This is a genomic window from Microcoleus sp. BROC3 (assembly GCF_036702515.1).
In the GTDB taxonomy this organism is placed as follows: Bacteria; Cyanobacteriota; Cyanobacteriia; order Cyanobacteriales; family Microcoleaceae; genus Microcoleus.
In genome coordinates, this window is sequence record NZ_JAUBTQ010000064.1 from 18629 (window position 1) to 30493 (window position 11865).

Genomic DNA, 11865 nt, shown 5'->3' on the forward strand with positions numbered 1-11865 from the left:
CCGTTTACCTTTTACTTCTTCTCCTGCTGCGAGTTATTGTGCTGCTGCTATCAGAATTTGCAGGCAAAATTTTTTCAACGCTGCTACTGCTTTTAATATCAGTAGACTCAGAGTTTGAGGTAACAGTCGCGGATTTTCTTCTAATTATAATGGGAACATTAATAGATCGACCGCAGGGTCGGCCGAAGGAGTCTATGTTCCTTCGATAATCGCAGATTGCAGCCTCTGCAATCGGTTCTTGACAATCATTAATAAAGCTTTGTGCTAATTTATAATTATTTCCGTCTCCCTGCTTTAAGAAAAGTTCTCCCGCTTGTTGAAAGTCTGCTACTGCTGGCGATTTAGTTCCCAGCATACAGCGAATAGCACCTCGTTCCAAATAAGCCAAACCATAATTAGGATTAACGCGAATAGCTTGTTCGTAATCCCCGATCGCCTTTTGCTTGTTTCCCAATTCATAGTATGCTTGACCGCGACCGAAATAAGCTTCTGCCAAGTTAGGATTAAATTGCAGCGCTCGATCGTAATTGTAAATTGCCTGCTGCTTGTTTCCCTGTTTTGAAGTAGCAATCCCCAATCCGAGGTAAGCTTGAGGTATGTTCGGATTCAACGTTAAAGCCTGAGTAAAATTGGCGATCGCCCCCGGAACATCTCCCTTTTGAACTTTCAAAGAACCTTGGTTGCTGAAATTTGCAGCTTTTTGAGCGAGCGCAACTCTTTGACTGATAACAGCGCGATTTGCCCGGTAATTAGATAACTTATTTTGAGCTAGATTATAAACAGGTGTACGTGAATCGATCGCTTCTAAAAGTGCGATCGCCTGTTGCCATTTACTTTGCGACTGCTGCCAAACTTCGATCGGATGAGGCGGTTTTTGGACAACCACAGCAGCTTCCAGCGCCAATTTTTGAGCCGTTGCTAGACTTTCTGCCGCCTGTAAGTTTTGCTGTACAGGAACCAAACTCGGGCGCAGTTTCAGCAAATCAGCTCTAGCTTGTTGATACCCAAAGCCGGGGAAGTTAGGAATTTTGTCTAAATTGGCGATCGTTTCTTTAAGTCGTCGATCGAAACTTCTGAGCAGATTTACATCGGTGACTTTCCCTGCATTCTGCGTTTCAACTGCCAGTATGTTCGCTTGCTTCAGCGTTTCATTTCCCGATCCCATAACGGCGCTCATCCCTGCACCTGTCCCCAACGTCAAAATGCCTAAACTTGCTAATAAAGCTGCTGGTATTTTGCGGCTTCGGGAATTATTAACTTGATTGTTAAGTCGTGATGGTTGTACCCTTCGAGTCTGACGAGACTGTTCCGCTTCCGGTTCTGATTCCACCTCCAACTCCCAAGCCGGCAACTGCAAATCATCTGCTGCTATTCCCGCTGTCAACTCCCTACTAATGGAAGCAATATTATTGCTATTTCCGCTGTAATACTTGTCAACCAAACTCTGCAATCCTGCCTGATATCCTTCTCCTAGCGCCTGAAATCTCCACTGTCCATTCTTTTTATACAAACGACCAAATTCTACAGCAGTCTCTCGCGAAAAATTCTCTTTTAATTCATACCGAACAAGTTGGCTTCCCGTATCCAAATTGGTAATTTTGATAAAAGCATTTTTGATATTGCTAAAATTTGCTTTAATTTTATCTGCTTCGTGAATAGTGACGGCAAAAGTTATTTCCTCAATTTCAGGATTGATTTTCTCTAAAATAACGCCGTAAATAGTCTTATTTTCTTGACCTCGGTTGTTTTTCTCAGGAATAGATTGCAGTACCGAACCGTCACAGGATTGCAGATTATTGTAAAAGATAAAATATTTATCGTTAGGTAGTTTGCCGTCAGCACCTAGCATAAAGGCAGAGACATCAATCTCGTAGCTTTGTCCTGCCTCTGTCGCCTGCCAACCCAGGGCGATCGCCATTTTTTTTAAACCGGGCGCTTCTTTAGAGATATTAAATCTCTCACCCTTACTTAATTGCATTACCATCTGCTTATTTGTTAAACCTAAAATTTTATACTCCTAATCTTAATTTTAAGTGGCACAATAAGTTCTTTAATTAATGAAATTTAACATAGTTTCTCAAATCGCGGGATCGATTAAAAATATCTGCTGCCTGTCTCCGAATAGATTGATATTTACTTAGAGAGAATTACGTAAGTAAAAACCGGGCTTTCTGCCAAAACAGGTTTCTACAATTGAACTTAATTTGACATTAGTTTGCAGCATTTTCAGAACTAAGTGGCAAGGTAACAAAGTTACCAAAAGCTCCAGACGAGACTGTTCCGCTTCCGGTTCTGACTCCACCTCCAACTCCCCAGCCGGAAACTGCAAATCATCGGCAGTTCCCGCTGCCCACTCGTGAGTAATTGGAGCAATATTATTACTATTTTAGCTGCAATATTTGTCAACAAAACTCTGCAATCCTGCCTGATATCCTGCTCCTACCGCCTGAAACCTCCACTCTCCATTCTTTCTATACAAACGACCAAATTCTACAGCAGTCTCTCCCGAAAAATTCTCTTTTAATTCATACCGAACAAGTTCGCTTCCCGTATCCAAATTGCTAATTTTGATAAAAGCATTTTTGATATTGCTAAAATTTGCATTAATTTTTTCTGCTTCGTGAATAGTGACAACAAAGGTTATTTCCTCAATTTCAGGATTAACTCTTTGTAAGATAACGCCGTAAATAGTCTTATTTTCTTGATTTCGGTTGTTTTTTTCAGGAATCGATTGCAGTACCGAACTGTCAAAAGATTGCAGATTATTGTAAAAGATAAAATATTTATCGTTAGGTATTTTGCCGTCAGCACCTAGCATAAACGCAGAGACATCAATCTCGTAGCTTTGTCCTGCCTCTGTTACCTGCCAACCGAGGGCGATCGCCATTTTTTTTAAATCCGGCGCTTCTTGAGAGATATTAAATCTTTCACCCTTACTTAATTGCATTGCCATTTGCTTATTTCTTAAACATCAAACTTTATTGTTCATGTTAATATTAAGTGGCACGATAACTTTTTAAGTTTAACAAAACTTAATATTCTGGTTTTAATACCGGGCTTGATTAAAAATATGTCCTGCCTGTATCCGAATTTATTTAGATTTTATTAGAGAGAATTACCTAAGTAGAAACCGGGCTTTCTACAAAACCCGGTTTCTACAATTGAACTTAATTTGACATTAGTTTTGAGGGTTTTCCGAACTAGGTGGCAGGGTAACAAAATTACCAAAAGCTCCAACTGTTTGATAGCTTTTTTTGCCTAATTCAGTTGTGTAAATACTGACCACACCTAAATTTTGACGCTGCGTTGTATTGTCGAGCAAGCTTTCTATCGTGTCCCGCTGCGAAGTCAGCAAATTCTTGCAACTGCCGATCAAAGTATCTGTAATACCGCTCAAAGCTTTCGGAACGCGAGAATCTTTGCACACAGTGCTTTCCAACTCGGTTTGGAGTACGCCGGAAGCATAAGTTAGATATTTGTCTCTCCCAGGGTTTGTAAATGCCATGCCTGCAGCCAGAAGAGTCAGGGCGATCGCGACTTTTCCCACATTGCCGAAAAAATTAGAAGTTGACTTGTTAGTATTCATTGCGTTATCAATAATCATTTTTTTTAGCCCCGTTGATTTATAAGCTTCTCTTGATTTAAACTACACCTCCTCAGAAACAGATTTCCGAAAGGAGGGGACAGTTTTTAGATTGGAGGCCAGTTGCGAGTAAGTCTCTCACTGGTTTACCTTCCTTTTACGTTTCTCCCTCCCTCAAATCCGGTAAATCTTCAACAAAACATTTTCAACAAAACATTTAGCTGGTTCCCAGGCACAGCCTGGGGACGAGGAATTTAAACTTAGTTTCGCTGTGATTTTTGCCGATCGATCTCCCGCTGCAACTCTTCAATCTGACGGCGCAAAGCCTCCGTCTCGCTGTTAGGCGTTTGGGACTTCACATCAACCGCACCCTCAGCTACAGCCCGCTTGTAGTTCCCCAGCTTAATTTGGCGGTATTCCTCAGAACTTGCCCAGTCTCGCAAATACCGCAGGCGTTCCACCGGGAAAGGATGACTCAGCATCACGCCCTGGCCGCCGTTGTAGAGTAAAAACTTATACACTTGGTTGAGATTGTCTCGATCGAGCTCTTGATAGTTGTCAGACTGGCGGATAAATTCTTGCAAACTGCATTGGTCAGCATATTTACTGCTAACTCCCGCAAGTTTCATCATCGTCTTCATCACGCTGTTCAAGTCATCCGTCACCAACAAAGCCGCCCGGTCTGCCGACAATTCAGCCTTGCGCCGCCACTCGTAAAAAGCGAAAATTAAACCGCTACCGACCATATTTCCCAGCCCGAAAGTCATCTCGCCAATTGTCGATGCGACGCTCATTGCCCACATCGCCATTTGATTTAAAGTTGGATGACCGCATTTAATGTGTCCCAACTCGTGAGCCAAGACTACCCTAATTTCCGCCTCGTCCAACAAGTCTAAAAGACCAGTGTTTAATACTACATAAGGCTGGTTTTTTCCGAGGGCATAGCTGTTAACTGAGGGATTCTGAGAAACAAACAAACCAGGTTCTGGAGAAACATCTAAAGCCTGCACGCACTCCCGAAATATATGATAAATGCTGGCATATTGGCGGGGCCCGACTTGAATGCTATTTCCCATTAGGTAAACGAATTGCGGTCGTTCGTAGACAAATTCTACAAATTTGCTGGCAATTAAGTCAAATCCAGGCACGCTGCGCAATGCTGCCTCGGCTTGGCGATCGAGGGGATGCTGAAATGCTTCGCTAGAAATTCCCGTATAAGTAGGCATAGGTGTTGCAAAGATTACATTTAAAATATCAGTGGTTCGCAGGTAGCTGCAGTTGCTACCGGCCGCCTGACTTATCAATATTATCGCGACAAATATTGAACTGTTCATCAGTCTTGGACGCACTCCGACAAAGAAACCGGGTTTTTTACCGAATTTACGGTGTGTAACGAAGTATTGCGTAAAAAAACCGGTTTCTGGGTTCCCCTGTAAGTCCTGTTCAAATTAACGTTAAAATTGTGATTCTGCCAAAGACGCGATCGACCAATATCTTTCAAAGTGTCTGTGTATCGCCTCACCCAAAAATTGGAACGTGAAAAAATGGCTATCCTGCGACTCGAAAACGGTACAACCTACACTCAACTTAGCGACATTGCCCGAGAACTCGCTTCCTTAAACATTCAACTCAACCGCTGGCCCGTGGGTGACAGCGCTGAAATTCAAAATTTGTTAGCTAAAGATGCTCTTGACGACAATCAAAAAGAGCAAGTGCTGCAAGCCCTCGACGGCTACTTTCAACAATTGTCGGAAAGTGCAGGCTATCAAGATCGCGACTTAATCGTACTGCACCCAGACCTTCCCAACCTCGACACAATGCTGTCCAAATTCAACAAGTGCCACATCCACGCCGATGATGAAGTCCGCTATATCGTAGCAGGCGAGGGCATTTTCGGCTTCGTGCGGCCCGACGGCAGCCAAGTCGAACTCACTGTGCAGCCGGAAGAATTTATCAACGTGCCGGCGAATACAGAACACTGGTTTTATTTGACAGCAGCCCGGAAAATTAAAGCGGTGCGCTACTTTACCACCAAAGAAGGCTGGACGCCGGAGTATACCGATACGGAAATTCGATCGCGCTTAAATGTGGAAAAGCTCACAAACCTCCAAACAGCGTTATCATAAGCGAAAAGTTAAGTTTTGTAAAGACCCTTGACTGCAACATTCACATCCAAAAACAGCCAAACCTGGCACGCTCTCAACCCCCTGTGGCAAGGAGCAGAAGACGCAGTACAGAAGGGTTTACCCCACACCAAGCTAGCACCGGCATGGCAAATACTGCTCCTGGGCGACGGTTCCCCCACCCGTCACCTGCAACTGCTGACAGGGGAACCCACAGAAGTAGATGTCATCGATATGTCTTTAGTGGGTGAGGACGCAGACGGCGCGCCCCAGCAAATTGTCGCCGTTCCCGGGCCGCGCCTGCGCCGCCAAGTGTGGCTGCGGACTGCTTCGGGACAGCGCCTTGCCTATGCGACTTCTTGGTGGGAAGCGAGCCACGTAGATGAATATTTACAAAATAAATCTTTGCCAATTTGGGCCAGTTTAGCGCGGCTGCGCACAGAATTGTATCGCGATGTGCAGGGCATTTATTGCGGTGATTCGGTGGCCTTGGAGTCAGCTTTTGAACAGTTGGGGCCTTTTTGGGGGCGACACTATTTGTTTTGGCATCATGGTAAGCCATTGACTCTGATTTATGAGGTTTTTTCTCCTTATTTAACTAAGTATTTGGGGCCGATGCAATTGGATGTTGATTGAGACCGAGATCTGGCACCATTATCAATAAGGCTTTCTGGGCGGGCTAGGAGCAACGGCCCACAAGAACATTTACCTATTGTGGAACGGGCATCTGGTGGCTTTCTGGGCGGGCTAGGAGCAACGGCCCACAAGAACATTTACCTATTGTGGAACAGGCATCTTGCCTGTTCTTAAGAATAGTTCCGACGAAATTTCACTCGCAAACCGTCGCGCGGATGAGGAATCGGTACTGCGATCAAATTCAAATCTTGATCCGGTAACAGATCCCACTCGTACTCCCGAACAATCTTTGCCGCAAACAACTTCATTTCTAATCGGGCAAATTCTTTGCCCAAACAGTCTCGCAAACCGCCGCCAAAGGGCACGTAACTGAAAGGTTTAGGCGATCGATCCGAGCTAAATCGATCGGGGTCGAATCGATCCGGTTCAGGATAAAGTTGACTATCCTGATGGGTTTGATTAATCCCAGAAACCACGTTCCAACCTTTAGGAATTTCATAGCCGCCGAACTCACAAGCATTAATTGCTGTCCGAAAAATATTTCTCACCGGTGGAATTAAACGCAGCACTTCTCGCAGCACCTGTTCTAAATATGTCATTTGTTTGAGTTGTTCCAATGTTAGGGGTTCAGTTGCGGGGAACTGCTGCTGTTCGGCCTGCACTTTTGCCATCACATCGGGATTTTGAGCTAGGAGAAGGCAAAAAGAGGCGATCGCCGAAGTTAAAGTTTCGTGTCCCGCAAACAGCAGCAACAGCACTTGATCTTTCAAATCCTCCAAACTCAAACTATTTCCCTCGTCATCGCGAGCCCAAATCAGCAAACTCAAAGCATCATTGCCACTAAGGCTTCCTTGTTGGCGATCGCGAATAATCTTTTCCAGTTCTGCTAACAGTAACTTCCTGCCATTTTTAGCTTTGCCAAACAGAGTAAAAGGCAAATCCCAAGGGATAGAAAATAAACCCTCCGCAAATGTTTCAAAATTATGTCCAAGCGCCGTTTTTGAACCATTTTCAAGCCCTACTAACAACTTACCCGCCACATCAAAAGTATATTTTCTCAGTTCGGGATACCAAGTCACGGTTTCCATTTTTGCCCATTTTTCTAAATAGCGCTGAGTGATATTTTCCATCGCGCCGATGTAGCCAACCAAAGCTCGCGGTTGAAACGCTTGGTACAGCAACTTGCGCCGATTTTGGTGGTTAGCACCCGTTTGCAGCGCCAAGGAAAGCGGCCCTAAAAGCGCTCTCGTGCTGGCAGGCCAAGCCACAACAAAATATTGGTTGTCATTGCTTAAAACAAACAAATTAGCCTCTTGGCCAGACATAAACACGGTAGGCTGTCCGAAGATGCTGGTTTTGAAAATTGGTCCGTACTGCTGGTGGCGTTTTTTGGCGAATTGGGAATCTTGTAAAAAGTTGAGGGTATCGCCAATTAGGGGTAAACCGAAACTACCGGGAGGTAATGCCATTTTAGATTTTAGATTTTAGATTTTAGATTTTTAATATCATATCCATTTTAGTTGTCTCGTGCATATTGTAGGGCAGACAAATTTATGGTAAAATAACTTTTATTTTTTTGTAGCATATAGATGGGTATGTCTTAAGGTTAATACAAAAAAATAGGTTTTTTTAAACTGACGCACCTTACTATTTTTGCATACAAACCAATTTAATTTTCTGTTCTTTTAATCGGAATCTCGATTATAAATTCAGTGCCTTTCCCCACCACCGAGAAACACTTGATTTCACCTTTATGTTTTTCTACAATAATTGAATGGGAAATCGCCAAACCCATCCCCGTCCCCGAACCGATCGGTTTTGTAGTATAGAACGGGTCAAAGATCCGCTGCTTGACTCGATCGGTCATGCCTGCACCGTTATCAGCAATTCTAATCACAGCGAGAGTACCTTCTACCTCTGTACGAATGCGGATAATTCCCGGATTTTCGAGCGGTTGTTGTAAAACGTCAATAGCGTTAGCGATAATATTCATAAACACCTGATTCAACAGTCCGGCGTAGCACTCCACCAGTGGCAATTCTCCGTATTCTTTAACGAGTTGAATTGCGGGGCGACGGTACTCAGTACCCGCTACGCTAACGCGCTGAACTTTCAGACGGTGTTCTAAAATCATCAATGTGCTGTCGATGCCTTCATGGATATTAACCTTTTTCATGTCAGATTCATCGAGGCGAGAAAAATTCCGCAAACTCCGCACGATATCGCGGATGCGAGTGGCTCCCACCTGCATAGAAGACAGCATTTTCGGCAAGTCGTCTAGCACAAAATCCATTTCTAACACCTCTATTGCCTGCTGAATATCGGGAGAAGGTTCCGGGTATTCATCTCGATACATTTGCACCAGTTTCATCAGGTTTGTGGTGTATTCTTCTGTGTAGGTAAGATTGCCGAAAATAAAGCTGACTGGGTTATTGATTTCGTGGGCAATTCCTGCTACCATCTGACCGAGACTCGACATTTTTTCTGCCTGCACGAGCTGAGTTTGAGCTTGCTGGAGTTCGCACAGAGTTACTTCGAGTTTGGCAGCTTGTTCTTGTGCTATCCGAGCTGAATCGACGCTTTTAGTGTAAAGTTCCGCTTGATTAATGGCGATCGCCAATTGGTTGCCCACTGCGACTAACAGTTCCACTTCTCCATCGCTCCAACACCGCACGCTGCTAGAATCGCTACAGCAAATTACCCCTATTTTACCAGCGGATGTTTGAAGGGGAATGTCCAGGAGAGAATTGAATCCTACAGACCTGAAAAATTCCCGCTCTGCTGGATCGGTAAGAGTCTCACAATCATCAACCCGAATTATTTCCAACTTGGCAATCCGCTCGGCATGAGAACCAGTCACACCAGCAGGAACTAAACCCAAAAGCGAAGGCAAATCGGCATTTTTTGCCTCGTATTGCACGGCCCAAACAGGCGGCGAGGCGTCTGGCCAATACCAAATAAACTGACAGCGATCGAGTTGCAGCAACTCGCGAATTTGCTGCACAGTTGTGGCCAAAATAGTATCTAAATCCAGAGATTCCCGGATATTGCTAGCTAGCTGGTTCAGCAGCGCTTCCTGCTCTGCTAATTTACGGAATCTCGCTTCCGACTGTTGGGACTGTATTTGAGATTCTTTTTGTTTGGTAACGTCCAAACCCAAGCCGATTAAGCCGATCGTGCTGCCGTTAGCATCTTTTACCTTAGCTTTAATCACCTCTAAATGGTGATTGTTACCGTCAGCAAACTGCATTATTTCATCAGCATAAAAAGGAGTATCTTGACTCCCAACTTGCACGTCAGAGGCCATGCACTTAGCAAATGCTTCCCCTCCCAAAATTTCTGAAGAATGAGAAGCTGCCAAAAATCTTTCTTCAGGAACGTTTACAGATTCGCAAAAAGTTTTGTTAACCAACAGCATCTTGCCTTTAGTGTCAGTCAGCCACACCCAAATGGGAGCGTTGTCAATAATTGCCCTCAAAGTTTGCTTTTGTGTGGCGAGAGCTTCTTCTGTTTGTTTGCGCTTAATTCCCAGGGCGATCGCATCGGCACTTGATGCCAAAGCAGCCAGCGTTGATTCGTTCAACTCCTGGCGAGCAAACATCGCCATTACTCCCAGCAACTGATTGTCAACAATTAGCGGATATCCAGCAAAAGCCACCATTCCTTCTCGTTTCGTCCATTCTTTGTCCTGAACTCGGGGATCTTCTTGTACACAATTAGTGATGTGAGGTTTTCGCTCCAAGGCGATTAAACCAATTTTGAACTCACCGACAGCAATGCGGCTGTGAGCGCCGTCAATGTGAGTATATATCCCCGCGCTTGCTTGCAGTTCCAATACATTGCCCTCTTCATTCAGCGTCCAAATCCGAGCAAACGCAGCATCCAAATTGCGCACAACTGCATCGCTGCAATATTGCAAAGTTGCAAGCAAAGTCTGGTTTTGAGTTAGAGCAATTCCCACAGCTGCAGTGAATAGAGAAAGTTTCAATTGTTCTGCTAAAGCTTGTTCTGCTATTTTGCGCTCTGTAATGTCTGTAGCAGCACCGAGACGCTGCTTAATTTTTCCCTCCTCTGTTCTGCTAAATACAATATTTCGGCTGACTAACCAGTGCCAACAATTCTGTCGATCGCGTACCCGATATTCGTACTCAACAACTTCGCCGTCGGGAGCATTTTCTAATTGCTGCCAACATTCGGGAAATTTAGCTAAATCCTCTGGGTGGATAATGGTAGGTAACAGACTGCTGCCCATTTGTTGAACTTCTTCGGCGGTATAGCCGAGGGTGTCAGTGATTTCCCGGTTGCTGTAGACATTTCGCTGCTCGGTTTCGTCGTAAACATAGAGAAGATTCGGACTGGTATTGGCAATTCGCTCAACAAAACGCTGGCTTTCTTGCAGCGCTGCTTCTGCTTGTTTGTGATCGGTAATGTCGCGGCCGACACCATAGAGCAATTCTTCCTCGCAGAAACGGGTAGCAGTCCAGGCTATCCACCTGTAAGACCCGTTTCGACAGCGCCAGCGGTTTTCAAACCCAACGGTATTATTCCCCGCAGCAACACTTTCAGCTTCTTTTAAAGCAGTTTCGCGATCGTCTGGATGCACGAATTCAATGAAGAGTTGGCCAATCATTTCTCCTGGGGAATAGCCGAGTATTTTTTCTGCTGCTGGGTTGATGAGTGTTACATAACCGTCAAAACTAAGGACGCACAGCAAATCTAGCGAGAGGTTAAAAAACCGATCGCCCCCGTCGGGATTGCTGGATGGGCGATCGTTTTGGGCTGCGACAGCAGAAGCTTTTGAGCGCGCCGATACCGCCAAAAACACAATATTTGCTATTGCCAAAAATCCCAGGGCAAGTTGGCGATGGTAGAAATGAGCGCCGCTGCCAGCTACGAGCCACCCGTTTAACACCAGCAGTACAATTATCAAAATTGAGAATAAACTGCCAGGGGCGATCGTCGCTAGGCTGATTTTTTTTTCATACTGCTTGCTGCCTTCTGCCTTTTCTATTCTGGTGACTGCTGCCGTGAATTCTCTCAACAACAGTTGCAGTAAGTTCAATAATTTAGTGTTTTTGGATTCTTCGATACGAACAGAATACTTCATTTTTTTACTGTTGATTCCGTTTTACTTGTGGTGATTCAAAATTACAATAAAAAATTTTAAATATTGTAAAACTTTGCTAGCTTGCGAAATCTAGCATTTTAAAATTTGCGTATATTTACCCAAGCTGGCTAGAGAATTAAGTGTATTTACGGAATTAGCGAGCAATCTTTTCTTAGCGGGGATGTGCATTTTTTACTTTTTCCGACTCATAGAGAGAGTTTATCTATAATACTACGCTACATCTTGCTGTTAGTCATTGGACATTTTGCCTAATCTAGCTAATTGGACGCAGACATTGGCACTCTTGGACGCATAACCTAATTATGTAGGGTTCGCCTGGGCTCTTCAGGACTTGTGGTGATAACTTTATCTAATCAATCATAATAATCTTCAATATTTTTGAGTGGCTAAATCGG

At 44.3% G+C, this 11865-nt stretch carries 8 protein-coding genes; 2 read left to right on the top strand and 6 right to left on the bottom strand.

The window, feature by feature from the left end; all coding sequences use genetic code 11:
* Positions 1 to 4: 4 nt before the first annotated feature.
* From QUB30_RS28360 to QUB30_RS28375, 4 genes are all read right to left on the bottom strand, one after another.
* Positions 5 to 1978, bottom strand: coding sequence for a TerD family protein (locus QUB30_RS28360; RefSeq protein ID WP_333340662.1), 1974 nt, complete (start codon positions 1976 to 1978; stop codon positions 5 to 7).
* A 408-nt stretch (positions 1979 to 2386) separates the two neighbouring features.
* Positions 2387 to 2947, bottom strand: a complete 561-nt coding sequence (locus QUB30_RS28365) for a TerD family protein (protein ID WP_333340664.1) — start codon at positions 2945 to 2947, stop codon at positions 2387 to 2389.
* A 231-nt stretch (positions 2948 to 3178) separates the two neighbouring features.
* Positions 3179 to 3604, bottom strand: coding sequence for a DUF4359 domain-containing protein (locus QUB30_RS28370; protein WP_333340668.1), 426 nt, complete (start codon positions 3602 to 3604; stop codon positions 3179 to 3181).
* Positions 3605 to 3843: 239 nt separating this feature from the next.
* On the bottom strand, positions 3844 to 4809 hold the full coding sequence (locus tag QUB30_RS28375; protein WP_333340671.1) for a M48 family metallopeptidase: 966 nt from the start codon (positions 4807 to 4809) through the stop codon (positions 3844 to 3846).
* 318 nt (positions 4810 to 5127) lie between these two features.
* Here QUB30_RS28375 and QUB30_RS28380 point away from each other — a divergent pair, with 318 nt between their 5' ends.
* Together QUB30_RS28380 and QUB30_RS28385 are read left to right on the top strand one after the other, a co-directional pair.
* On the top strand, positions 5128 to 5709 hold the full coding sequence (locus tag QUB30_RS28380; RefSeq protein ID WP_333340674.1) for an acireductone dioxygenase: 582 nt from the start codon (positions 5128 to 5130) through the stop codon (positions 5707 to 5709).
* 27 nt (positions 5710 to 5736) lie between these two features.
* On the top strand, positions 5737 to 6342 hold the full coding sequence (locus QUB30_RS28385; RefSeq protein WP_333340676.1) for a chorismate lyase: 606 nt from the start codon (positions 5737 to 5739) through the stop codon (positions 6340 to 6342).
* Between the two features lie 170 nt (positions 6343 to 6512).
* Here QUB30_RS28385 and QUB30_RS28390 read toward each other — a convergent pair whose 3' ends face one another.
* Together QUB30_RS28390 and QUB30_RS28395 are read right to left on the bottom strand one after the other, a co-directional pair.
* Positions 6513 to 7811, bottom strand: coding sequence for a cytochrome P450 (locus QUB30_RS28390; RefSeq protein ID WP_333340682.1), 1299 nt, complete (start codon positions 7809 to 7811; stop codon positions 6513 to 6515).
* Between the two features lie 200 nt (positions 7812 to 8011).
* Positions 8012 to 11449 (bottom strand): PAS domain S-box protein, encoded by a 3438-nt coding sequence (locus tag QUB30_RS28395; RefSeq protein WP_333340685.1) that lies wholly within the window; start codon positions 11447 to 11449, stop codon positions 8012 to 8014.
* Between the last annotated feature and the right edge of the window lie 416 nt (positions 11450 to 11865).

Coding starts and splice junctions, on each gene's coding strand:
- QUB30_RS28375 (WP_333340671.1), bottom strand. CDS start 4,809: ATGCCTACTTATACGGGAATTTCTAGCGAAGCATTTCAGCATCCCCTC.
- QUB30_RS28365 (WP_333340664.1), bottom strand. CDS start 2,947: ATGCAATTAAGTAAGGGTGAAAGATTTAATATCTCTCAAGAAGCGCCG.
- QUB30_RS28370 (WP_333340668.1), bottom strand. CDS start 3,604: ATGATTATTGATAACGCAATGAATACTAACAAGTCAACTTCTAATTTT.
- QUB30_RS28360 (WP_333340662.1), bottom strand. CDS start 1,978: ATGCAATTAAGTAAGGGTGAGAGATTTAATATCTCTAAAGAAGCGCCC.
- QUB30_RS28390 (WP_333340682.1), bottom strand. CDS start 7,811: ATGGCATTACCTCCCGGTAGTTTCGGTTTACCCCTAATTGGCGATACC.
- QUB30_RS28380 (WP_333340674.1), top strand. CDS start 5,128: ATGGCTATCCTGCGACTCGAAAACGGTACAACCTACACTCAACTTAGC.
- QUB30_RS28395 (WP_333340685.1), bottom strand. CDS start 11,449: ATGAAGTATTCTGTTCGTATCGAAGAATCCAAAAACACTAAATTATTG.